At 32.4% G+C, this 23,454-nt stretch carries 22 protein-coding genes; 8 read left to right on the forward strand and 14 right to left on the reverse strand.

What is annotated here, in order from left to right:
• Positions 1-86 precede the first annotated feature (86 nt).
• The 4 genes from IHE43_RS18580 to IHE43_RS18595 all read right to left on the reverse strand — a co-directional run bounded on the left by IHE43_RS18580 (position 87) and on the right by IHE43_RS18595 (position 5,741).
• On the reverse strand, positions 87-1,556 hold the full coding sequence (locus tag IHE43_RS18580; protein ID WP_192185280.1) for an oligosaccharide flippase family protein: 1,470 nt from the start codon (positions 1,554-1,556) through the stop codon (positions 87-89).
• Between the two features lie 40 nt (positions 1,557-1,596).
• Positions 1,597-2,880, reverse strand: coding sequence for a glycosyltransferase family 4 protein (locus tag IHE43_RS18585; protein WP_192185281.1), 1,284 nt, complete (start codon positions 2,878-2,880; stop codon positions 1,597-1,599).
• 95 nt (positions 2,881-2,975) lie between these two features.
• On the reverse strand, positions 2,976-5,405 hold the full coding sequence (locus IHE43_RS18590; RefSeq protein WP_192185282.1) for a YfhO family protein: 2,430 nt from the start codon (positions 5,403-5,405) through the stop codon (positions 2,976-2,978).
• A gap of 51 nt (positions 5,406-5,456) precedes the next feature.
• Positions 5,457-5,741, reverse strand: a complete 285-nt coding sequence (locus IHE43_RS18595; RefSeq protein WP_192185283.1) for a DUF4834 family protein — start codon at positions 5,739-5,741, stop codon at positions 5,457-5,459.
• A 124-nt stretch (positions 5,742-5,865) separates the two neighbouring features.
• Here IHE43_RS18595 and IHE43_RS18600 point away from each other — a divergent pair, with 124 nt between their 5' ends.
• Together IHE43_RS18600 and IHE43_RS18605 are read left to right on the forward strand one after the other, a co-directional pair.
• Positions 5,866-6,834 (forward strand): transporter, encoded by a 969-nt coding sequence (locus IHE43_RS18600; RefSeq protein ID WP_192185284.1) that lies wholly within the window; start codon positions 5,866-5,868, stop codon positions 6,832-6,834.
• Between the two features lie 49 nt (positions 6,835-6,883).
• Positions 6,884-8,002, forward strand: a complete 1,119-nt coding sequence (locus IHE43_RS18605) for a GTP cyclohydrolase (RefSeq protein WP_192185285.1) — start codon at positions 6,884-6,886, stop codon at positions 8,000-8,002.
• A gap of 91 nt (positions 8,003-8,093) precedes the next feature.
• Here the strand turns inward: IHE43_RS18605 and IHE43_RS18610 are convergent, their stop codons facing one another.
• The gene (locus IHE43_RS18610) at positions 8,094-8,573 is read right to left on the reverse strand and encodes a hypothetical protein (RefSeq protein WP_192185286.1); all 480 of its coding nucleotides are present in this window, start codon (positions 8,571-8,573) and stop codon (positions 8,094-8,096) included.
• 118 nt (positions 8,574-8,691) lie between these two features.
• A complete protein-coding gene (locus IHE43_RS18615; protein ID WP_192185287.1) occupies positions 8,692-9,954 on the reverse strand; it encodes a pyridoxal phosphate-dependent aminotransferase family protein in 1,263 nt (420 codons plus the stop codon).
• A gap of 290 nt (positions 9,955-10,244) precedes the next feature.
• Between IHE43_RS18615 and nirK the strand changes: the two genes are divergently transcribed.
• From nirK to IHE43_RS18630, 3 genes are read left to right on the forward strand one after another with little or no spacing between them, the layout of a single operon-like run.
• Entirely contained in the window at positions 10,245-11,693 is a 1,449-nt protein-coding gene (gene nirK, locus IHE43_RS18620; RefSeq protein WP_192185288.1) for a copper-containing nitrite reductase, read from the forward strand.
• Between the two features lie 11 nt (positions 11,694-11,704).
• Positions 11,705-12,475: a formylglycine-generating enzyme family protein gene (locus IHE43_RS18625; RefSeq protein ID WP_192185289.1), complete on the forward strand. Its 771-nt coding sequence runs from the start codon at positions 11,705-11,707 to the stop codon at positions 12,473-12,475.
• Positions 12,476-12,491: 16 nt separating this feature from the next.
• A complete protein-coding gene (locus IHE43_RS18630; RefSeq protein WP_192185290.1) occupies positions 12,492-13,094 on the forward strand; it encodes an SCO family protein in 603 nt (200 codons plus the stop codon).
• A 35-nt stretch (positions 13,095-13,129) separates the two neighbouring features.
• Here IHE43_RS18630 and IHE43_RS18635 read toward each other — a convergent pair whose 3' ends face one another.
• From IHE43_RS18635 to IHE43_RS18650, 4 genes are all read right to left on the reverse strand, one after another.
• Positions 13,130-14,347: a hypothetical protein gene (locus tag IHE43_RS18635; protein ID WP_192185291.1), complete on the reverse strand. Its 1,218-nt coding sequence runs from the start codon at positions 14,345-14,347 to the stop codon at positions 13,130-13,132.
• Between the two features lie 99 nt (positions 14,348-14,446).
• A complete protein-coding gene (ric, locus tag IHE43_RS18640) occupies positions 14,447-15,169 on the reverse strand; it encodes an iron-sulfur cluster repair di-iron protein (RefSeq protein WP_192185292.1) in 723 nt (240 codons plus the stop codon).
• Between the two features lie 102 nt (positions 15,170-15,271).
• Positions 15,272-15,790 (reverse strand): azurin, encoded by a 519-nt coding sequence (gene azu / locus IHE43_RS18645; RefSeq protein WP_192185293.1) that lies wholly within the window; start codon positions 15,788-15,790, stop codon positions 15,272-15,274.
• A 26-nt stretch (positions 15,791-15,816) separates the two neighbouring features.
• Entirely contained in the window at positions 15,817-16,266 is a 450-nt protein-coding gene (locus tag IHE43_RS18650) for an Rrf2 family transcriptional regulator (protein ID WP_192185294.1), read from the reverse strand.
• A 200-nt stretch (positions 16,267-16,466) separates the two neighbouring features.
• Here IHE43_RS18650 and IHE43_RS18655 point away from each other — a divergent pair, with 200 nt between their 5' ends.
• Positions 16,467-17,249: an NYN domain-containing protein gene (locus tag IHE43_RS18655; RefSeq protein ID WP_192185295.1), complete on the forward strand. Its 783-nt coding sequence runs from the start codon at positions 16,467-16,469 to the stop codon at positions 17,247-17,249.
• A 34-nt stretch (positions 17,250-17,283) separates the two neighbouring features.
• Positions 17,284-18,795, forward strand: coding sequence for an FMN-binding glutamate synthase family protein (locus IHE43_RS18660; protein ID WP_192185296.1), 1,512 nt, complete (start codon positions 17,284-17,286; stop codon positions 18,793-18,795).
• A 78-nt stretch (positions 18,796-18,873) separates the two neighbouring features.
• Here IHE43_RS18660 and IHE43_RS18665 read toward each other — a convergent pair whose 3' ends face one another.
• The 3 genes from IHE43_RS18665 to IHE43_RS18675 all read right to left on the reverse strand — a co-directional run bounded on the left by IHE43_RS18665 (position 18,874) and on the right by IHE43_RS18675 (position 21,137).
• Complete coding sequence (locus IHE43_RS18665; protein ID WP_192185297.1) at positions 18,874-19,305, reverse strand: hypothetical protein; 432 nt, start codon at positions 19,303-19,305, stop codon at positions 18,874-18,876.
• A gap of 238 nt (positions 19,306-19,543) precedes the next feature.
• Positions 19,544-19,951: a hypothetical protein gene (locus tag IHE43_RS18670; RefSeq protein ID WP_192185298.1), complete on the reverse strand. Its 408-nt coding sequence runs from the start codon at positions 19,949-19,951 to the stop codon at positions 19,544-19,546.
• A gap of 7 nt (positions 19,952-19,958) precedes the next feature.
• On the reverse strand, positions 19,959-21,137 hold the full coding sequence (locus tag IHE43_RS18675) for a glycoside hydrolase family 88 protein (protein WP_192185299.1): 1,179 nt from the start codon (positions 21,135-21,137) through the stop codon (positions 19,959-19,961).
• Between the two features lie 124 nt (positions 21,138-21,261).
• On the opposite strand from IHE43_RS18675, the gene IHE43_RS18680 reads away from it, so the two are divergent.
• Positions 21,262-21,648, forward strand: coding sequence for a DUF2809 domain-containing protein (locus tag IHE43_RS18680; protein WP_192185300.1), 387 nt, complete (start codon positions 21,262-21,264; stop codon positions 21,646-21,648).
• On the opposite strand, the gene IHE43_RS18685 is transcribed toward IHE43_RS18680, so the two are convergent.
• Complete coding sequence (locus tag IHE43_RS18685; RefSeq protein ID WP_192185301.1) at positions 21,629-23,407, reverse strand: ABC transporter ATP-binding protein; 1,779 nt, start codon at positions 23,405-23,407, stop codon at positions 21,629-21,631. The genes IHE43_RS18680 and IHE43_RS18685 overlap by 20 nt on opposite strands.
• Between the last annotated feature and the right edge of the window lie 47 nt (positions 23,408-23,454).

Raw genomic sequence — 23,454 nt, forward strand, 5'->3', positions numbered from 1 at the left:
GAAATAAATTAGTTATCCTTCTAACAAATATAAAAACAAAATAGCTTTAAAATTACATGGTTGTCTATTTTCTCAATAAAATCGTATTAAATTTTAATACCCACCTTTTTCAAAAGACCATCAATCACTTTATTAATGTCTGGCGAAATATTGAATTTATAATTCAGATAGACATATAAAATCGTTACCAAAATTGATTTTAAGGCAATACTAATTAATTGGTAAAAAGGAAATTCCCAAAAGTAAAACACAAGAAACAAAGCAAATGTAAGTAACATTGAGTAAACGGTTTCCTTTGTAAACGGGTATAAATGAAGCTTTTTAACAACAAAAAGCAATTTTGCTATACTATATAAAGTAATAGACAATAATGTAGCAAATGCAGAACCGAAAATTCCAAAAATAGGAATAAAAATCATGTTTAAAACAATGGTCAGGAAGACTAATAAAAGCCCTAAATACAATACCATTCGATAATATTTGGTATTAAAAATAATGGCGTTATTATTTCCTAAAATCAAATCAAAATATTTAGATAAACCAATCATAAATACAACTGAAATTCCACCGCTATATTCCTTTGGAACCAATTCATATAGTTGACTGATATTGACAAAAATACACAGCATAACAAAGCCTCCTACCATTTGAAGATTAATCGAGGTCTTTTTGTATAATTGATTAAGTTCATCGTGTTTGTTTTCGTGCATCAGCTTTGCAGTAATTGGATATACAATTTGATGCATGGCGCGACTCGGAACAGAAATCACCAAAGCGATATAAGTTGCAACTGAATAATAGGCAATATTTTCGATCTTCATATATTGGTTCAGCATCAATTTATCGCCATCTAAAAGCAAATTGGCAACACTTCCGGAAAGAATAATAAAGAAAGTGTATTCCATTACATCTTTTACATTCTTAGGAATATTGATTTGAAATTTAGGCTTTTTAACATAAAAAGCATAAAACATAGTTACTATAAAAGCTATGAAATATATCCCCGCTGTTACATAAACGAATTGAACTAAAGTTATCCAATGAAGATATAAACCAATTAAAGCAACAGTTGAGAATAATCTTAATCCAACTTCTTTAATAAAATTTCCAAAAACCGAATGCATATGCACCCTTGCCCAGGCATAAAATATCTCAAAATAAGCCATACAAATTCCGATAAAGGGAATCAGAAGCATAAACTCCTTTACAACAGGATTTTCCTTAGAAACAAAAGCAGTAATATCATCAAAGAAAAAGATTCCAATAATTCCTAAAGGAATACACATTAATACAGGAAATAAAGCTGTAAAGGATAAAAATTGTTCTCTTTCCTGCTCTGTTTTATATTGAGAATAAAATTTAACTAAGGTATTTTGCATTCCGATAGCAAACAAAGGCATGATAACATTTGCTGCCGATAAAATATAGTTTGTTAAGGCATAATAAGTTGCACCTAAAAAAACCGGATATAAATAAAGTGTATTGATAGCTCCAATTCCGAAGCCTATATAAGTAATAATTGTATTTTTGAAAGACTGATTTAAAACAATACCCATGTTTTGAGTTTAGATTGTAGAGTTTAGATTTCTGATTTTTTTAATTAATCAACTGTGCTAATTGTTTGGTAAGGTTTTTTCGTGAATATTGTTGTAAACCAACACCATTAGCTTGTAATTTTCCTTCCAAAAACTGATTATAAAAGTCCGAAATTACACTTTTTAATTTCGCTTTTTCAGTATAATCAAAAAATACTCCTGTATTGGTTTCTTTTATAATATCTGCAAAATCAGAACCTTGTGGGCCAATAGCAATTATAGGGCGGTTTGACACCATATATTCAAACAATTTACCAGGAATAATACTTTTAGTATCTTCCGAATTAATTTCGATTAGAAGTAAAACCTGAGATTTCTTTTGATGCGCAATGGCTTCATGATGCGAAACGTAACCCAGAAGATTTAAATAGGAATTTAGATTAAATTCCTGAATAGAATCAAGTACTTCCTGACTTACGGCACCAATTAATTTGATTTCCAAATGGGATTTAAAATCAGGTACTTCCTGAAGTAATTCAACCAAACATTCCCATAAAAACTTTGGATTTCTATCGGATAAAAAAGAACCAATATGCGCCAAAGTAAATTTAGAATCTAAAGTCTGTTTCTCTACATTTTCTATATCATAACCATTTGTAATAACCGAAATTGGTTTATTAGTAATCGTCTGAAATTCGGCTTTAGTAGTTTTACTGGTTACAATAATAGTATCAGCACTATTCAGAACTTTGTGCTCTAAACTTTTATGCTTTTTAGCTGCGTAAGAAGACAAACGCAATGCTTTGTGATATCCAATTGTGGTCCATGGATCGCGGAAATCTGCAAACCATTTTACGTTTAATTTTTCTTTTAACTCTAAACCAATCAAATGCAAACTGTGTGGTGGCCCGGAAGTTACAATTGTATCAATATTATTTTCCCGAATATATTTTTTAAGATAAGAAACAGATGGTTTTACCCAAAATACACGCGCATCCGGGATAAAAAGATTACCGCGAACCCAAAGAAAAGTTTTATCTAAAAAGGTCTGTTTTTTTTGATGTGGAAAAATTCCGGAACTGATTTTCTTGGTTTTCTTTTTTGAAAAAATAGAAGCCAGTTGATACGGCTCCCAGATTTTATTTTTAAGAACAATTACTTTATCTGATATTTCACTTACCAAACCTTCGTCGATTATTGGATAAGTTGGGTTTTCTGGAACATAAACAATAGGCTGAACATTAAATTCAGGCAAATACTTTACAAACTTCAACCAACGCTGTACGCCCGGGCCTCCGGCGGGTGGAAAATAATAAGTAATGATTAAGAGTTTTTTCGGTTCCATTATATTGAATCGGTTTCACAGAGACTCACAAAGTTCTCGCAAAGTTTCGCAAAGATTATTTAAAATTTATTTTGAGTATCTCCCTGATTTCTTTGTTAATCTTTGCGGAAGAATTTTTCAAAATAAATCCCACCAATTAAAAGCAGTAACATTCCAATTGAACTCGCTAATGTAATTATACCTCCCGTTTTTACAACCTGTGGTTCAAATTTGAATTCGATAGTATGTTTTCCACCTGGAATTTCCATTGCTCGTAAAACATAATCTACAGGAAAATGATCTGTCAATTTACCATCAACATAAGCATTCCATCCATTTTTATAATACATTTCAGAGAAAACTGCTAAACCATCTTTTCTGCTATCTGATTGATATTTAATGTAGTTTGGTTTGTATTCTACAACCTTAATCGTTCCGGTTGTATCCCATTGTTTTTTCAATCGGGCACTTTTAAATTTATCTTCGTAATCATGAACATTAAAAACTGCAACTTTTTTAGTATCAATGTTATTCAAAGCTTTCATAACATCGTCCGGTTTATTTACCAATCTTACTGAATCAACGAACCAGGCATTTCCATTAGCATCCGGGTTTACCACAGGAAATTCTTTTCCTTCTTTATCCGTTTGAATAATGTATTTCACATTTAACATGTTCAATACTTCGATATTATTTTTTGCAATTTGATAATCAAACAATTGCTGCATTCTTCTTGGTTTTGCAGCATGGTATCCTCCAATAGAATGATGAAAATAAGAGGCACGGGCACTTGAAAGATTTCCGTTAACTTCAAAAACTCTATAATGACTTGTATCTTTTAAAATTTGAGCATCAGATGGTGTTTCCTGAAATGGTGCAGCAATTTCAACCGGGCTAACAAAATCCTTAGCTGAGACATACTTTTTATCTACAAAAAACAAGTCAAATATCATCAAAAGACCAACAATGATCAAAGTTGTGTTTTGAGCCAGTTTATTTTTAATAAACAACCATAGAATTCCAAAAGTTACTACAATAAAGAAGCCTGAACGCAATAAATCAGCAGAATACAAACTCATTCTGTCTTCTTTTAAAGCATCGACAAAAGCAGGACCGTAAGTTTGCATGAAATACTGATCACTTGATCCACTAAAGTGAAACATACTTTTGGTAAAAACAAAAATCAATAAAATTCCTAAGCCAAAAGCACCTGTTTGTACTAGAGCTTTCTGCTGCAATTTTGGTTCTTCATTTGCTTTAAAAAAGGATTGTAATCCCATAACAGCTAAAACTGGAAAGCATAATTCAAGAATAACCTGAATAGAAGAAACTGCCCTGAATTTATCGTACATCGGAACATAATCGATAAAAAAGTCTGTTAATGCAGAGAAGTTTTTCCCCCACGAAAGCACTAATGAAAACAATGCTCCTCCAAGAAATACATATTTTATTTTTCTATCATCAATAAACAAAGCTAAAACACCCAAAAAGAAAACTACAACTCCAATATAGGCGGGAGCTGCAACAATAGGCTGATCTCCCCAATAAGTAGGCATTCCTGATACAAAATCCTGTGCTTGTCCTGAAGGAACTCCCTGTTCGATCATGAAAGAATACATACGACTGTCTGTACCTACATTTTCGTGATTTGACCCCCCAAAAAGTCTAGGTGCAATTAGATTAAAACTTTCGGCAATTCCATAACTGTATTCTGTAATATAGTCACGACTTAAAGCATTTTCGTTTGTCTTTTTAGAACCATCAGGATTAAAGGTTAACTCACTATTACTACGCGTACTAAACTTTGCATATTCGCTGGTTGCCAGTAAGTTTCCGGCATTGGCACCAATCGCAAAAATTCCTGCCACAGCAAGCACTCCAACTGCTTTTAAAAGTTCTTTATATTGTTTTTCTTTAATAAATTGGAAAGTAAAATATCCTGAAAGAATCAGTAAGAAAATCAATAGATAATAAGTCATTTGAAAGTGGTTCGCGTTTACTTCCAACGCAACTGCAAACATGGTGAGTAAACCTCCCCAAATATATTTTTTCTGAAAAACCAGTATAAAACCGGCAATAACTAGCGGCATGTAAGCAATAGCATGTGCTTTTGCATTATGACCAACTCCCAGAATAATAATTAAATAAGTAGAAAAACCAAACGCAATCGCGCCGATAAATGCTTTTAATGGATCCGTTTTTAAAACCAGCAACAAACCATAAAAACCTAAGAAGTAAAGAAAAAGATAATCAGCAGGACGAGGTAAAAAGCGTAGAAGATCATCTAGTTTACCCACAAAATCATTTGGGTAATTGGCCCCTAACTGATAAGTTGGCATTCCACCAAAAGCAGAATTTGTCCAATAAGGTTCCGCATGTTCTGCAGCTCTAAAATCATTTTGCTCTTTTGCCATTCCGGTATATTGTGCAATATCCGATTGGAAAATTTGTTTTCCCTGTAAAACTGGATAAAAATAAACTAACGAAACGAGAATAAAGCCCAATATAACAAGGGCGTGCGGATAGAACTTATTTACTATTTTCAATTTAGGTTGGTTTGGGTTAAATGATGAATCCTATTAATTTAGGACACAAACTTAATCTATTTCTTCGTAATCAACATAATCGCCTACCTTTTTGGTTTCGCGAGGATTTTTTGCATTAGCCGTATTGATGATTATCTCATCATTATTAGCACGTGTTTTTTGCCATGAGTTATCCTGACTATATTGTTGTTGTCTCTGAAAATTTTCACCTGCTTTTTCAACCGCTTTTTTTACCAATACTGGCAAAAAGATTCTGGCTAAAAATTTGAAAATATAATAAAACGCAATGATCCACATTATCGTTTTAAACAAATTTGTAAAAGATGCTTCTTGCATAATCGTATAATTTTTGCCAAAATTAATAAATCCGTTGTTTAAAATTAAAATATCAATCTTAAATAAATAATAAAATATAGTACATTTGAATTGCGTTATAACTTTTTAATCCAAAAATACATTTATGTTAAAAATTAAAAACTTATTTATTACAGCTCTTTTTTTATTACCACAACTTTTCTTTGCCCAATTCACGGATGTTATTAATTCAAATCGTCCTGGTGAAACCATGTCTGCCTATGCAGTTGGAAAATCAATCATACAGGGTGAAATTGGTGTTTATGGAATTAAAGAAAAACACGATTTACTAGATTATGATGCAAGTGGTTTTGGAACCGATTTAACGATTAGATATGGTGCATTCACTGAAAAACTCGAATTTGTTCTTGACCTGCAATATCAAATGGAAAACTTTGATACTCCCTACACCAGTTATAAAAAAAACAACTTTAGGCAAACCGTTTTAGGGGCAAAATATTTAATTTATGACCCTTTTAAAAACTATGAAAAAACCGCCAATATCTACAGCTATAAAGCAAATCATTCCTTTAATTGGCATCAATTAATACCTGCGGTTTCTTTATTTGCAGGAGCCAATTTTGTTGGCGCAGACAATCCGTATTCATTTTCTCCTGAATCGAGCATCTCTCCTAAAGTAATATTGATTACCCAGAATCTTTTTGGAGGCGGAAAATGGGTCTTTGTTACTAATTTTATTGCTGATTACATCACAACCGATTATCCTAGTTATGGATATGTATTAACTTTAACACATGGATTTAATGATAAATGGTCTGGTTTTATTGAAAATCAAGGATATAAGAGCGACTTTTACAGTGATGCTATTGTTCGTGGTGGCGCGGCCTATTTACTGAACTCTAATATGCAAATTGATGCTTCTATAAGTACCAATTTTAAAAATACACCATCTGTATTATATGGAGGAGTTGGATTTTCATGGCGTTATGATGGTTGGTATAAAGAAAAGCAAGAAATGACTTTTAAGAAAGACAGGAAGTCTAAAAATAAAGATGCTGAAGAAAATATAGATTATCAGGAAAAGGAAAGAAAGCGTAAAGCTAAATACGAATAATTAATAACTGAACTTCTCTGATAAAGAGACAAAACAATTAAGACTTTTAATGATTACAATTAAAGAAGCCAAAACCAAAAAAGAACTAACCGAATATATCAAATTTCCATTTTCGCTATACAAAGACAATCCGTATTGGGTACCGCCTATTATTGCTGATGAATTAGAGTCTTTTGATAAAACGAAAAACCCCGCTTTTGATCATGCAGAAGCTTACTTTTATCTGGCTTACAAAAACAATGAAATTGTTGGCCGTATTACGGCAATCATAAATTGGTCTGAAGTAAATAATCAACATAAAAGAAAAGTGCGTTTTGGCTGGTTTGATGTTATTGATGACATCGAAGTAACAAAAGCTTTGCTGGAAAAAGTATATGAATTAGGAAGAAAACATAATCTGGAACATACCGAAGGTCCAATGGGATTTTCTAATTTAGATAAAGTTGGAGTTCTTACGGAAGGTTATGATCAAATGGGAACCATGATTACCTGGTACAACAATCCCTATTATGTAACGCATTTTGAACAATTAGGTTTTCAGGTAGAGAAGGAATATATAGAAAGTATTTTCCCGTTTTCAAACGTAAAACCAGAGTTTTTCCTTAAAGCTCAGGAATTAATAAAAAAACGATATGGATTACGGGCTTTGACTTTTACCAAAACAAAAGACATTATGCCACATGTGGATAAAATGTTTGATTTGTTTAATGAATCGTATGCAAAATTAGCTTCGTTTGTAGCAATTTCAGATGTTCAAAAAGAATATTTTAAGAAAAAATACATCAGTTTTATTAATCCCGAATATATTAAATTTGTGGTTGATAAGGAAGATAATTTGATAGCTTTTAGTATAGTAATGCCAAGCTTTTCTGAAGCGTTACAAAAAGCAAAAGGTAAATTATTTCCGTTTGGTTTTTGGCATTTATTACAGGCCAGAAAAAAGAGTAAAGATGTTGTCTTTTACTTAATTGGAGTTCATCCTGATTATCAAAATAAAGGTGTTACCGCTATTATCTTTGATGAATATTTTAAAACTTTTTCAGAAAAAGGAATTCAAAATTGTATCAGAACTCCCGAGTTAGCAGAGAATACAGCAATTCATTTACTTTGGAAAAACTTTGATCCAAAAATTCACTGTCAGAGAAAAACATATAGAAAAGATCTTTAAGATTTTTTCTGTATCTGTATTAGTTTTCAATAAAAAATCCATTCTGATATGTTCAGAATGGATTTTTCTTTTTTACAATTTTTTTATTTCTTTATTGTGGGCAATCAGATTTGGTCAATGTATTCTTCGCATCAAATTTTAATTTCTTTTTATCTTTAAAAGTTACTTTGTTATTAGCGTCTACTACATCTCCATATCCTTCAATAAGAGTTCCGTCTTTTTGTAGAAACGCTACTTCTCTTACAGAAGAAACCCCTTCAGACATGAAGGTATAATCTGCAATCAGTGTATCACCTTTCATATTACCAATTATAGTACCCTCATTTTTATCTTTTCCCGTTATATTATAACTTAATTTTCCGTTTACTTCCTGATGTGAGTTTACGTTAAAACTTAACGCTACAATACTACCGTTAAGACTTGATGTATAACATTGATCGCCAGCTGGCTCAACAATTTCTGCTTCTTTTGGAGCATTGGGTTCTATTTGGGGAGGCGGTAGTGTTGTTTCTTTTTTACAGGAAATAAAAATACCTAAAATAATGATTGTTAATGCTGATAATTTTTTCATATGCTTATTTTTTACTGATTTTGAATTATAAAGTTACCCCAAATAAAAAAAATCCACTCGTATAACGAATGGATTTTTTTATATAATTCCCATACATAGGAATCTATTTTACAAAATATTAAGCATCTAAATCAACCTTAGTTCTGCCTGCAATTTCTTTATAAGTTCCGTTTTCTAATTTCTCACGAATTGCTTCAAAAGCTATCAATGTCTCATCAATATCTTCTAAAGTATGTGAAGTTGTCGGAATCATTCTTAATAAAATAATTCCTTTAGGAATCACCGGATAAATTACAATTGATAAAAAGATACCGTAGTTCTCTCTTAAATCGTTTACCATAACCATAGCTTCCGGAACACTTCCTTCTAAATAAACTGGTGTAACACAAGTGTTAGTATCTCCAATATTGAAATTTCTAGAACGCAATCCATTTTGCAATGCATTTACATTTTCCCACAGTTTATCTTTCAATTCCGGGTGATTACGCAATAATTCTAAACGTTTCAAAGAACCAATGGTTTGAATCATTGGCAATGCTTTTGCAAACATTTGAGAACGTAAATTATATTTTAAATAATCAATAATGTCCTTATCTGCAGCAACAAAAGCACCAATATTAGCCATAGATTTTGCAAAAGTAGAGAAGTAAACATCAATATCTTGCTGTACACCCTGTTCCTCACCTGCTCCTGCTCCTGTCTTACCAAGAGTACCAAAACCGTGCGCATCATCAACCAATAATCGGAAATTGTACTTTTCTTTCATGGCTACAATCTCCTTCAACTTTCCTTGTTGACCACGCATTCCAAAAACACCTTCGGTAATCAATAAAATACCTCCACCGGTTTCTTCTGCCATTTTTGTAGCACGCTGCAAGTTTTTCTCAATGCTTTCAAGATCATTGTGTTTGTAGGTAAAACGTTTACCCATATGCAAACGAACTCCGTCAATAATACAGGCATGAGAATCTACATCATAAACAATTATATCATTTTTAGTAACTAATGCATCAATTATAGATACCATTCCCTGATAACCAAAGTTCAACAAATAAGCTGCAGGCTTCATTACGAAATCAGCCAATTCATTTTCTAATTGTTCGTGGTATTTGGTATGGCCAGACATCATTCGGGCACCCATTGGATAAGCCGCTCCAAATTGAGTTGCTGCATCAATATCAGCCTGACGAACTTCCGGATGATTAGCAAGACCTAAATAATCATTAATACTCCAGTTTAAAATATTTTTTCCTCCAAACTGCATTCTTGGACCTAATTCTCCTTCTAATTTAGGAAATACAAAATAACCTTCTGCTTGTGATGCCCATTTTCCTAAAGGGCCTTTATTGTTCTGGATTCTTTCGAATAAATCTTTTACCATAATATATTTGAAGTAATAATTTTAATTTAATCAGCGAGCAAAAATAAATATTTATTCTATGGAATCATAATTATTTAAAAATGATTCGAATTCAAAATCGCTCTTTAATAAACTTTTGTGTAAAAATTTTATTTTATTGTACTAATTTTCTTTAAAAAATTAAATTCTAAAATAGAATCTCAAAACGAACTCTGTAAATTATAAGTAATATATGACTTTTATCATAATAAAGGATAATTTAGTCTTTTAAATTTACTTTAGATTTAAAACTAAAATAAAACCAATCTATTATGAAAAAGAAGTTACAAATCCCGATTAGACTAAAAGTATTATTTTACGCCATTTATATGTCAATGATATTATATTCTTGCAAAGAAAAGGAGCAATCGCAAGATTATACTAAAATTGTAACAGAAGGAGAAATGCAGGCAGAACTTACTAAACCACCCATGGTACCAAAACCAATTGGTGACAGAGTTGCCATGAAATTAAAAGTCAATATGGAAATTAAGGAACAAGAAGGTACGATGGCTGACGGTGTAAAATATACCTATTGGACATTTGGTGGTTCTGTTCCCGGAAGTTTCATCAGGACCCGCGTAGGAGATGAAGTAGAATTTCATTTAAAAAATCATCCCGATAATAAATTGCCGCACAATATTGATTTACATGCTGTTACAGGCCCCGGTGGAGGTGCAACATCATCATTGGTAGCACCAGGGCATGAAAAAGTATTCAGTTTTAAAGTTATAAATCCCGGTCTTTATGTTTATCACTGTGCAACTGCACCTGTGGGAATGCACATTGCTAACGGAATGTATGGATTGATTTTGGTTGAACCAGAAGGCGGATTACCTAAAGTGGATAAGGAATATTACGTAATGCAAGGTGATTTTTATACTCAGGGCGAATATGGTGCTAAAGGCCTTCAGGCTTTTGATATGAATAAAGCAATTAAAGAAACTCCTGATTATGTTGTTTTTAATGGGAAAGTTGGTTCTATGACAAATGGAAATGAACTAACAGCAAAAGTTGGAGAAACCGTACGCCTATTTGTTGGTAATGGCGGACCAAATTTGGTTTCATCATTCCATGTCATTGGTGAAATTTTTGATCACGTGCATGTAGAAGGCGGAGCGCTTATGAATAAAAATGTTCAAACAACTTTAATTCCTGCAGGTGGCTCGGCAATTGTTGATTTTAAAGTAGAAACTCCCGGGAATTTTATTATGGTCGACCATTCCATTTTTAGAGCTTTTAATAAAGGAGCTTTAGGAATTCTTAAAGTTGAAGGTGAAGAAAATAAAAGCATTTATTCTGGAACTATTCAGGAAGGAATTTATTTGCCTGAAGGCGGAACTATTCAAAAAATGCCGGAGAATGCAACAACAAAAACTGCTGCTCCTAAAAGAACTTTAGCCGAAAAAACAACAATTGGAAAACAGATTTTTGGAACAACATGCTTTGCCTGCCATCAATCTGAAGGGCAAGGAATTCCGAATAGCTTTCCTCCTCTGGCAAAATCAGATTATTTAAATGCAGATTCAAAACGAGCTATTAAAACAATTCTACACGGTTTAACTGGAGAAGTAACCGTAAATGGTAAAAAATTCAATAGTGTGATGCCATCTCAAAATTTATCAGATGATGAAATAGCCAACGTTTTGACATATATCTATAGTAGTTGGGGAAATAACAAAACAGAAATCACTCCGGAAATGGTAAAAGCATTGCGTTAAAAACACCCATTATGCAAAAAAAGATTTTAATTATTTTTCTTTTCTTAGTTCTGATTGGATTCGTAAGAGCTCAAGAATCGAAAATGGTTCCGATACAAGAGGGTTCTTTTGTCCCTCTTTACGGAGCCACGTCAAAAAAACCTGTTCTTGTAAAATCTTTTTTTATAGATGTTTTTCCGGTGACAAATACCGAATATTTAAACTTTGTTAAGAAACATCCCGAGTTCAGTAAATCTAAAATCAAAGGACTATTTGCAGACAAAAGTTATCTGGATTATTGGAAAAATGATCTTGATTTTGGAAATGTAAATTCAAAAGCACCTATTACTACTGTTTCCTGGTTTGCTGCAAAAAAATATTGCGAATGTCAAGGAAAACGTCTTCTAACAATCGATGAATGGGAATATGTTGCAATGGCAGACGAGAAAAAAAGAGACGCCCGAACCAAAAAAGAGTTCAATAATTACATTTTATCATGGTATGAAAAATCAAGAACATACGAAAATCCAATTGGACAAACCTTTAAAAATTATTGGGGTATTTATGATATGCATGGTTTAGTATGGGAATGGACATCAGACTTCAATAGTATTTTTTTGTCTGGCGAATCCCGAAAAGACAAAAGTGCCGACCAAAATCTTTTTTGCGGCGCTTCATCAGTAAATGCAACTGATTTAATGGATTATGCTGCTTTTATGCGATACGCTTTCAGAGGAAGCCTAAAAGCACAATATTCAACACGCAATCTGGGCTTTCGATGTGCCAGTACAACAAAGCTTTAATTTTAAAATTTATTAAATGAAAAAAATAATAGTGCCAATTTTTAGTCTTCTTTTTTCCTTACAGAGCTGCAAAGAAAAAATAAAAGAAGCGGGTTCTACAGTTGCTAAGAACAAAGAAATAAGTGATTTGTCTATTTATAATTTACCTTCTGAATGGACAACACAAGACGGAAAAAGCATCGAACTAAAAAGCCTCAACGGAAATGTTCTCGTAATGGTCATGATATACACTTCCTGCAAAGCAGCTTGTCCCCGACTTGTAGCCGATATGAGAAATATTGAAGCAAAACTGGATAAAAAAACGAAAAAAAATGTTAAGCTTATTCTGGTGAGTATTGATCCTGTTACAGATACTCCAAAGAAGCTTAAGTTATTTGCCATAGCTAACAAAATGGACAAAGATCCCTGGCTTTTCTTAAGATCGACAGAAGATAATACACGAGAGTTTGCTGCTATTCTGGCTGTAAATTACAAGCAGATATCTCCAATGGAATTTTCCCATTCTAATATCATTAGCGTTTTTAATCCACTAGGAGAATTAATATACCAGCAGGAAGGATTAGGAGTAAATAATGATCAGACTGTAAATAAAATAAACGAAGAGGCAGGAAAAATTTAAATAGGTTGATTATTAAAAACAAGGGGAGATTTTGATTAATCGAACCTTATTTTTGTTTTTAATACCGAAATCATAATCGATAACAATCCTGCAACAATAAAGATGCTGGCTCCAAAAATTGCTTCATAATAGCCAAAAAGCAATCCTTTACCTGAGTAATAGAATATTCCTTGCATAAATAAAAGGATCTCTGTAATTACATATCCGAAGAAAAAACACTTTACTCCAATTTTTAATAAATAAGCTTTTCGCGGAAGGAGATTATTCTGAAGTAATATTCCAAACAAAAATCCGGTAATAATTCCGAGGGTGGTCAAATGAATAAATCCAATTACCCAACTTCTGATTTGATGGGAAATGTCAGCCAAATTCGGCAGCACAACTATTAATTGTACTATTATTTTTAAGGATAAAGAACATAAAGCCAAGCCATAAGCCTTTTTCGTTATTGAATCAAGATTTGCTTTGAATACTTTTATTTGAGGTTTCAGTATTTTATAGAAATAAATAAAAGCAATCAACTGAGACAAAACTCCAAGAATAGTTACCCACTTTAAAATACTACTTTTTAGATACCAGCTTATTGGAAATGCTACCGTAAAAAATGTAGCTACAATTAAACCTATCAGGAAAGTTTTAAACTGCTTTGTTTCAATTCCATTTTTAAACTGTTTTAAAAACAAAGCTAAAACCGCAAATAAAAACCAGCCATTAAACTGAAAATGCAGAAAAAACTGAATAGCAATCTGATAAAAAACACTTTGTTTTCCTAACATATTGATCGTTGGTCCCAGGCACCAGACTCCAAAAGTGGAGAAAACCATAAATAAAATCGATGCTATTAATAGTTTTTCAACACCCTTTTTATCTTTCGAATGATCCCTCCAAACCAGCCAGCAAAAAACATAACTTAATAAAATATGCAGAGTAGAAAATACAATCGAAAACAAAGCATATCCCTGAATCGGAAAACTAATCATCATTCCGAGAACTGTAAATTCTGTAATCCAAAATAATTGATTGTAAATTGGTTTATCACTTTTGTCTTTCGGAATAAAAAAATGAACGGTCAAAACATAAATCACAATATAAACCCACCCGAGCATTGCAACGTGAGAATGTGCATGCAGCAAATAAATATAATTGATACTTTTAAAAGGAAAAAGATAGGCAAAACGTATCATTAACCCCATAATTGAAGCCACAATAAAATTTAAAAAGCAGCAAATTACCCAGCTCCTTTTGGAATTCATTTTAAAAAGTATTTTCATTTCTTATAAATAAAAATGCACTGGAAACAATTCATTTTGTTGATGTTGGCCCAGTGCATTTATTTTCTAATTAATTTCATTTTAAGCAAACTCTTCTTCTAAAATTACCGCTTTAGGAAAAAGAATATTATTTTCTAAATGAATGTGTTTGTGTAAATCCTGCTCAAATTCGTCTAACATAGCAAAAGCTACTTTATAAGTGGTACAACCATCGGCTGGAGTCGTATAATTATCAGTCAGATTAGCAATTTCACGAAAACGTTCTCCTTCATTGTCATGTTCCTGCATCATCATTGCGATTGGGTTAGAAACGGTTCCAAAAGAAGGTTGCGACAAAACACTATTAGATTCTTTGGTTTTTACCATTCTTTTAATGAAAGGAAACAGCATCAATTCTTCTTTCTTCATATGCTGAGATAATTCTCCGGCACCTGCTGTAAACAATTCATTTATTTTAAACAATTCGGGATGATTTGCTCCGTGCACACTGCATAATTTATTTAAAAACTGTAAAATTATCCCTGTTTTCTCTTCAACATAACGATGATGTGTTTTTTCGATATAATCGACCAATAAGTCTAAAGGCCACGAATTAAAATCTATCGTATTGTTGTTTTCTGACTGCAAGACATCAAATACATTTTGAAGCAAAACATCAGAATCAATTTCTTGTTTTTCACAAACTTCATTAATAGTCCTGTTTCCTTTGCAGCAAAAATCAATTTTATATTTTGAAAACACTGCTGCTGTTCTAAAATCCTGAGCTACAAAAGCTCCAATAGTTTTATCTTTTAAATTTTCCATTTTGTTTATAATTAATTATTTGATTTAATAATAAAAGATAAATTTATCTTTTATTAGATTATTAAAAAACTCTAATCCTAAAATAGCATTAGAGTTTGTAATTTATTCTATAATTAATACACCTCTCATCATAGCGACATGGCCTGGAAAAGTGCATAAAAAGTTATAAGTTCCTTTTTTATCTACAGTGAATTCTATTGTATCTTCTTCTCCTCCACCAAGTAATTTAGTATGAGCAACTATTGATGCTTTTTCTGAAGCTGGTATATAATCAGTGTCTTTAGCGTTAATTGCTTTTGCGGCAAAAGCAGCTTCATCGGTACCTTCCTGCAAGATAACCAAATTATGTCCCATTGCTTCTTTTGGAATTTTACCAACATGTTTTAAGGTAAGTGTAATAGGTTTTCCGGCTAACGCTCTTAATTCATTGGTATTAAATTGCATTTGATCGTTTCCTTCAATAACTAAAACATTACTTACTGCAGGCTTATTTCCTTCGTCAGATGGAGTCTCAGTTGCTTCTGTTGGTTCTTCAGTTTGTGGAGTTTCTTTTTTTCCACAAGAAGTAATTGCTAAAACGCCCATTAGCATTACAAGAGAAATTTTGATTTTTTTATTCATTACTAATTTATTTAAATTATAAAATTTTATTCACTTCGATTTAATATTTTCAGGTAAAAATCTCCTGAATTTACTCCAGAAGCAAGCTGTTCCAGAGTCGTATTGGTTAGCATTGCTAAAAGCAGTTCACGTATTTTTTTAAACTCATTATGGACAGGACAAGGATGCGTTTCTGAACATTCCTTTAATCCAATTCCACAACCTTTATATATGGTATTTCCATCAATAGCATCGACAATTTGAATCAGCTTTATAGACCTCACTGCTTCATTCGAAACTTCAAATCCTCCTCCAACACCTTTAGCCGAAGCAATAATGCCATTTTTGGTGAGGATCTGCATGATTTTAGCCGTAAAAGGCTCAGGAGAGTCAATTTCTTTGGCAACATCTTTTATTCCAACCCGAATCCCTTCTGATGATTTGGTCGCTATAAAAATAGAAGCGCGAATACCGTACTCACATGCTTTTGAAAACATACATTCAATGATTAAATTCTTTACAAATATATTCACTTTATAATTAAAGACAAAATTATCTTAATTAATTTTTATTAAAAAATTGCTTATTTATAACCAGAATAATTTATAAAATACAAAAGACTTTAATTGATATCAAATTCTCATAAAACCAATTTTAGTTTTACCTTTGGAAGTATGTAAATTTTTAATATCCAGATATGCCCTTAAGCAACTCCAAAGATTTAAAATTAGCAGTCTTAATAGATGCTGATAACGTGCCCTATAGCAATGTAAAAGGCATGATGGAAGAAATAGCAAAATTTGGAACACCAACCACCAAACGTATTTATGCCGATTGGACCAAGCCAAACTCAAATGGCTGGAAAGGTGTTTTGCTGGAACACGCCATTACTCCTATTCAACAATACAGTTATACGGTTGGAAAAAATTCTTCTGATTCGGCCTTAATTATTGATGCAATGGATTTGCTTTATTCCGGAAAACTAGACGGCTTTTGTATCGTATCAAGCGATAGTGATTTTACCCGTCTGGCAATTCGTTTACGAGAATCCGGCATGAAAGTTATTGGTATTGGTGAAAAGAAAACACCAAACTCTTTCATAGTTGCCTGCGACAGATTTATTTATATTGAGGTTTTGGATGGCGCTATTCAGAAGAAAAAACCTAAAACTACTGTCGCTGCTGACGCCAAAAAACCAGTAGAAAAACCTTCAGAAAAAGCATTGCATAAAATTGATAAACAAACCATTGAACTTATTGAAGACACCATTGAAGACATTGAAGATGACGATGGATGGGCTTTTTTAGGAGATGTTGGAAATCTTATCGTAAAGAAAAAACCTGAATTCGACCCAAGAAATTATGGTTTTTCTAAGCTTACGCCGATGCTGAAATCCTTAACAGATATTCTTGAAATTGATGAAAGAGAATCAGATAAAAAAGGAATCAAACACGTTTATGTTCGGTTGAGATTTAATTAATTATCAAATTACTACATTTTAAAGTTTTAAAAACATGAGAAAAAAATTCTTTATTTACGGATTCTTATTGTTAATAATTGTTGTTACCATTTACTTTTATACAAAACGTGGTTTTTTACTGGTCATTATTCTTCCAATCTTGTTGGTTGTAGGTATATATAATATTATTCAAAAAAAACACGCCATTTTAAGAAACTTTCCTGTTTTGGGTTATTTCAGATATTTATTCGAAATGATTGCACCAGAAATCCAGCAGTATTTTATTGAAAGATCTACTGATGGAAAACCTTTCTCCAGGAATCAGCGTTCTTTGGTTTATCAAAGGGCTAAAAATATCGATTCGAATTCGCCCTTCGGAACACAATTAAATTTAAATCATGACAGTTATGAAGGAATAAAACATTCTATTTTTCCGGCAAAAGTCAATGAGGAATTACCTCGTGTTTTAGTAGGCGGAAAAGATTGCAAACAACCTTATCTTGCTTCCTTATTTAATGTTTCTGCCATGAGTTTTGGTTCGCTAAGCGAAAATGCAGTTCGTGCTATAAATCTTGGTGCTAAAAAAGGAAATTTCTACCAAAATACCGGAGAAGGTGGTTTAACTGAATATCATTTGGCGGGCGGTGGCGATATTACCTGGCAAATTGGTACAGGTTATTTCGGTTGTCGTAATGCTGATGGAAATTTCAGTCCTGAAAAATTCTCAGAAAAAGCTAATCTCCCAAATGTAAAAATGATTGAGATTAAACTTTCGCAAGGCGCTAAACCAGGTCACGGAGGTGTGTTACCTGCCGCAAAAAATACGGTTCAGATTGCTAAAATCAGAGGCGTTGAACCACACACAACTATTCTTTCTCCTCCAGGACATCATGCATTTTCAGACAGTAAAGGTCTTATTCTTTTTATAAAGCAGTTGCGTGAATTATCAAATGGAAAACCAGTTGGATTTAAATTATGCATTGGAAATACCGCTGAATTTGAAGCCATTTGCCACGAAATGATTGCTGAAGATATTTATCCTGATTTTATAACCGTTGATGGTGCCGAAGGTGGAACCGGTGCAGCTCCTCTTGAATTTGCAGATGGAGTCGGAATGCCATTTGAACCTGCTTTGATATTTGTAAACAAAACATTGGTTGGATTAAATATCCGCGACAAAATACGCATTATTGGAAGCGGTAAAATTATTTCCGGATACTCCATTTTACATGCTATTGCTTTAGGTGCAGATATGTGTAACAGTGCTCGTGGTTTTATGTTTTCATTAGGCTGTATTCAGGCCTTACGTTGTCATAATAATGAATGCCCAACCGGAGTGGCAACTCAAAACAAAATGCTGATGAAAGGTTTAGTTGTCACCGATAAATCAGAGCGTGTTTATCATTTTCATAAAAATACTTTGCATGCAGCTAATGAACTTTTAGCGGCAGCAGGAAAGAAAAGTTTTGCTGACGTTGATATCAATATTTTTATGCGTGGCGATGAATTTGCCAATTTATCAGACTCCTATTTCCCTGATCAATTAACGAACGTTACCAGACATTAAGAATAAAAAGCCTCTTTGTTAATTTCAAAGAGGCTTTTTTATATTGTGGTCATTTATGTTTTTTGGATTTATTTCAAATTAAAGCTTAGCCGTTTCCTTACCGGCTGCAGCTCCATTTTCTATAACTGCTAACTGATCTTTATCAACTAATTGCTGCGCAAGAATTATATTGTTATAAGATATAAAATACACATCAAACTTTACTCCTTCTTCAATTAATGTCGAAGAAATCTGGTCATTTTTAACCATTTCTTTAAGCAGGCTTGGAAAAATATCCTTATACGCTAATTTGTTTACATCAGTTCCTTCCAGATTGGTTTCAATTCTGATTTCAATTTTATTGTCATTTAAAAATGCTTTGGCACTTGTACTAACAACGTTTCCTCCTTTTATAGACGACGAAGTATTATAATTACTAACATGTTCCTGAATTTTTTGCTTGGTATTTTTACAGCTTACCAACAATAGAACAACGGCAAAAGCAAATGCGATTTGGGTAATTTTTTTCATAATTTTTTGATTTTATGGTTATTTTTTAACTCAAACATAACAAACTTTCCATACAAAAACAATAGTAGCTCATAAAAATTAAAAATGTAATTATTTGACTACAACTTATTTACTTAAAATAAACCAAACCCGTACTAAAATGGAAGTGTTCCTTCATTCAAAAAAATAATGAATAAAAAAACCTCTCTAAGAATACTTAAAGAGGCTTTGAAATTGTAAAACACTTTACTGAATCGAACTAATTTTTAAACAATTCAACTAATTCTTCCTTGTTTATGATTTCTTTTGCAAGAACCGTATTATCATCAGCTAAGAAATAAACATCAAATTGAACTCCTTCTTCAACTAATTCTTTAAAGTTTAGATCCTTGCTTATCATTTCTTTCAGGAATTCTGGAAATCTCTTTACAGCTTTTGTTTTATTGGTTTCATTTTGTGGCAAATCAGTTTCAAATCGCAATTCAATTTTATTGTCATTGATATAACCTCTGGCAGTTGTTAGCGTGACATTTTCACTTTTAAAATTTACAGCAGTTTTATTGTACGAAACAACATATTCCTGAAGTTTTTGCTTGGTATTTTTACAACTTGTCACCATTAATGCAATCGTAATTACAAATAAAATTTGACTTATTTTCTTCATCATAATCTTTTTATTTTAGTTTTTGAAGTCTCAAAAGTGCTTCCAGATAATAATAATCAGCATAATTTATAGAGCAATCAATTTCGCTTCCGGCTGGTTTATGGCCTGTTGAATGAAGCAAAAATGCCGAATTAACATCATGACTCTGATAATCATTTGAAAGTGAAACAATCATTTTTTTAGATTTTGTCAAATATTCGTTTTTCAGAGTTGCATCTTTTGTATAAGAACTTAATTCAATCAATGCCGAAGATACAATGGCAGCTGCCGAAGCATCTCTTGGTTCATTCGGAATTCCGGGTGCGTTAAAGTCCCAATATGGAACTAAATCTTCTGTCGTTAATCTATCCAAATAAACACGTGTAATTTTATGCGCAAAATCTAAGAACTTAGGATCTTTTGTTTCTCTGTAAACCATTGTAAATCCATAAATACCCCAAGCCTGTCCACGCGCCCACATACTATCGTCGCTATAACCTTGCGCGGTTCTTCCTTTTATTTTTTTACCAGTTTCATAATCATAAATCAAGACATGATAAGCTGAATAATCAGGTCTAAAATGATTAGCCATCGTGGTTTCCGCATGTTTTACAGCAATATCATATAACTTTTTATTTCCACCATTTTTAGAAGCCCAAAAAAGCAATTCTAAATTCATCATATTATCAATAATCGTATTATGACCGCCCATTTTATTATGTGGCCACGATTGAATAGTTCCTACTTTTGGATTAAAAAGTGTTGCCAGAGTATCGGCCGTTTTCAGGATAATATCTTTGTACTCTTTGTTTTTTGTTAAGCGATAACCATTTCCAAAACTATTAAAAACCTGAAAACCCAAATCGTGGTCACCAGCTTTGCTTACTGACAAAGGTGTTAAAAATCGGCTGAATTTATCTGCTTCTTTTTCCCATTTTTTATCTCCGGTTGCCTGATACAAATACCATAATTCGCCCGGCCAAAAACCGCTTGTCCAGTCTTTATAGCCAACAAATTTCCATTCTTTGCTCCCATTCGGAACTGTTCTTGGAGAAGTCCCATCGTCCGGAATTACTTTTAATGTTTTAGAAGCTTGTTCAGCGCAATATTCAAGCTGTTTTTTAACGCTAAACGAATTGTTCTTTTGAGAATAGGCAATACTTCCAGAAAGGAATAAAGCTAAAATCATTACAGTAAATCTTGTATTCATGTGGTTATTGTTTTGGTAAAGTTTTTTTTGAATTGATAAATTTAGAAAATAAAGTACACGTACGCGAATCTTTGTATTTTTGTTTACCTGAAAAAGGACTAATGTTGCCAACTAAAATTTAAGTTTGAAAAAATACAGATTTCAATATTTCATTATTTTCCTTGGAATTATCTTTCTTGGAATCCTCTCCAGAAAAATTAGTTTTATTCCATTATGTATCGGCGATCTGCTATATGCTGTTATGATTTATACACTGCTCAGAATAATATTGATTGAGAAAAAAGCGATTGAAATAATGATTCTTTCCTTATTAATCTGTTACGGAATTGAGTTTTTACAACTTTATCAAGAAGAATGGATGATCGAACTCAGAAAAACACTTTTTGGAAGATATGTTCTCGGCCAAGGTTTTCTTTGGACTGATATTATTGCTTATACTTTTGGAATTGCCATTGCTTTTGTGATCGAAAAATTCACTTTAAAACATTTTTCTAATCAAGTGTCTGCGTAATTTTCTCGATATTTAAACTATTGGCCATAGCCGTAAATATTCCATAATAAACTGATTTATTATCATATAATTCATCGTGTGTTCCTTGCTCTACACATCTTCCTTGTTCTAAAACAATAATATGTGAAGCATCAATAATTTGAGAAATACTATGCGAGATAATAATTACAGTTCGGTCTTTTTTAATAGCATCAAGTGATTTTTTTATTTGTTCTGTTGCAATCGCATCCAAACTGGCAGTAGGCTCATCTAAAAAGATAATCGGCGGATTCTTCAAAAATAATCTCGCAATTGCAATTCGTTGTTGTTGCCCGCCCGAAAGTAAATGCGCATCAGAATCATAGCCTTTTGGCAATTGCATAATTTGTTCGTGAATATAAGCTTGCTTGGCCGCATCTATAATTTCTGATTGTGTAGCATCAGGATTTCCGTAGAGAATATTTTGAGCAATTGTTCCTTTAAAAATATGATTCTTTTGCAATACTAGTCCAATATTTTTACGAAGAAAATCGGTATTATACTCGTTTAAATCTACTCCATCCAAATAAATTTCCCCAGAGGAAGGCAAATAGAACTTATCTAATAAATTGATAATCGTACTTTTTCCTGCGCCGCTTAATCCAACCAATGCACTTGTTTCATTTGGTTTAATCGTAAAATTAATATCTGATAATGCTTTAGTTCCGTTTGGATAGACAAAATCAACATTTTTAACTTCGATAAGTCCCACTATTTTCTCCGGAATATAATTCCCGCTAGTTTCTTTTTCCTGATCTGATTCTAAAATATCGAAAAATCCCTCGGAATAAATTAAAGCATCATTTACTTCATCATAAATTCTATGCAATTGTCTGATTGGCGATGATACATTATTAAACAACATAATATGAAACATGATCGCGCCAATGGTCATTGTATTATTTAAAACAAAATAAGCTGTCAGAATAATGATAATAACCACTCCTATTTGTTCGATAAAACCTTTAATGCTTTCAAAAATGAAACTCGTTTTTCTGGTTGCCAATTGATTTTCGGTCATTTCAAACTGAATATTTTTATGGCGATCCGCTTCCATAGGTTCTCTTACAAACGATTTTATTACGGTTATCGATTCGATTAAACTTATTATACCGTTATTCTTCGTTTCGCGATACGAACGCATTCTTCTTCTAAAACCACTCAATTTACTTGCCTGCAATTGACTTACATAAAAATAAATCGGAATAATGCACAAACTCACCAAACCAACATAAACATTGGCGTAAAACATCAAAATCAGCGCTACAAAAGCATTAGCGAACAAAGGCAGAATATCAATAAAAAAATTCTGAACCAATCTTGTCAAACTACTAATTCCTAAATCGATTCTGGTTTGAAGTTTTCCGCTTTCATTTTCATTAGAAGAGTAAAATTCCATTCTGTAGCTCAAAATCTTCTCTACTATAGTTTGTGAAATATCACGGGTTATGAAGATCCGCAGTTTTTCCCCATAAAATTTCTGTCCAAATTGTACTACTGAATAAATTAATTCTTTGGAGAGCAGCACAATGCTTATAATACCTAATAAATGAAATCCTTTTGATAATGGTTCGTGGGCAACCATCAAATTACTAATTGTATCAACAGTATACTTTAATATTAACGCATTTACCTGTGCTGCAAATGAACCTAAAAAAGTAAGCAGCAAAGTTGCAATTACCATTTTCCGGTATGGCCTGACAAAAGACGTTATCTTTTTATATAAGACGGATATCTCCATTTATTTTATTTTTTGGCAACATATCAAATATAAGAATTCTAAATTTG

Origin of the sequence: Flavobacterium sp. MDT1-60, assembly GCF_014844035.1 — a bacterium.
GTDB lineage: Bacteria > Bacteroidota > Bacteroidia > Flavobacteriales > Flavobacteriaceae > Flavobacterium.

Coding starts and splice junctions, on each gene's coding strand:
- IHE43_RS18580 (WP_192185280.1), bottom strand. CDS start 1,556: ATGGGTATTGTTTTAAATCAGTCTTTCAAAAATACAATTATTACTTAT.
- IHE43_RS18585 (WP_192185281.1), bottom strand. CDS start 2,880: ATGGAACCGAAAAAACTCTTAATCATTACTTATTATTTTCCACCCGCC.
- IHE43_RS18595 (WP_192185283.1), bottom strand. CDS start 5,741: ATGCAAGAAGCATCTTTTACAAATTTGTTTAAAACGATAATGTGGATC.
- IHE43_RS18600 (WP_192185284.1), top strand. CDS start 5,866: ATGTTAAAAATTAAAAACTTATTTATTACAGCTCTTTTTTTATTACCA.
- IHE43_RS18605 (WP_192185285.1), top strand. CDS start 6,884: ATGATTACAATTAAAGAAGCCAAAACCAAAAAAGAACTAACCGAATAT.
- IHE43_RS18610 (WP_192185286.1), bottom strand. CDS start 8,573: ATGAAAAAATTATCAGCATTAACAATCATTATTTTAGGTATTTTTATT.
- IHE43_RS18615 (WP_192185287.1), bottom strand. CDS start 9,954: ATGGTAAAAGATTTATTCGAAAGAATCCAGAACAATAAAGGCCCTTTA.
- nirK (WP_192185288.1), top strand. CDS start 10,245: ATGAAAAAGAAGTTACAAATCCCGATTAGACTAAAAGTATTATTTTAC.
- IHE43_RS18625 (WP_192185289.1), top strand. CDS start 11,705: ATGCAAAAAAAGATTTTAATTATTTTTCTTTTCTTAGTTCTGATTGGA.
- IHE43_RS18630 (WP_192185290.1), top strand. CDS start 12,492: ATGAAAAAAATAATAGTGCCAATTTTTAGTCTTCTTTTTTCCTTACAG.
- IHE43_RS18635 (WP_192185291.1), bottom strand. CDS start 14,347: ATGAATTCCAAAAGGAGCTGGGTAATTTGCTGCTTTTTAAATTTTATT.
- ric (WP_192185292.1), bottom strand. CDS start 15,169: ATGGAAAATTTAAAAGATAAAACTATTGGAGCTTTTGTAGCTCAGGAT.
- azu (WP_192185293.1), bottom strand. CDS start 15,790: ATGAATAAAAAAATCAAAATTTCTCTTGTAATGCTAATGGGCGTTTTA.
- IHE43_RS18650 (WP_192185294.1), bottom strand. CDS start 16,266: ATGTTTTCAAAAGCATGTGAGTACGGTATTCGCGCTTCTATTTTTATA.
- IHE43_RS18655 (WP_192185295.1), top strand. CDS start 16,467: ATGCCCTTAAGCAACTCCAAAGATTTAAAATTAGCAGTCTTAATAGAT.
- IHE43_RS18660 (WP_192185296.1), top strand. CDS start 17,284: ATGAGAAAAAAATTCTTTATTTACGGATTCTTATTGTTAATAATTGTT.
- IHE43_RS18665 (WP_192185297.1), bottom strand. CDS start 19,305: ATGAAAAAAATTACCCAAATCGCATTTGCTTTTGCCGTTGTTCTATTG.
- IHE43_RS18670 (WP_192185298.1), bottom strand. CDS start 19,951: ATGATGAAGAAAATAAGTCAAATTTTATTTGTAATTACGATTGCATTA.
- IHE43_RS18675 (WP_192185299.1), bottom strand. CDS start 21,137: ATGAATACAAGATTTACTGTAATGATTTTAGCTTTATTCCTTTCTGGA.
- IHE43_RS18685 (WP_192185301.1), bottom strand. CDS start 23,407: ATGGAGATATCCGTCTTATATAAAAAGATAACGTCTTTTGTCAGGCCA.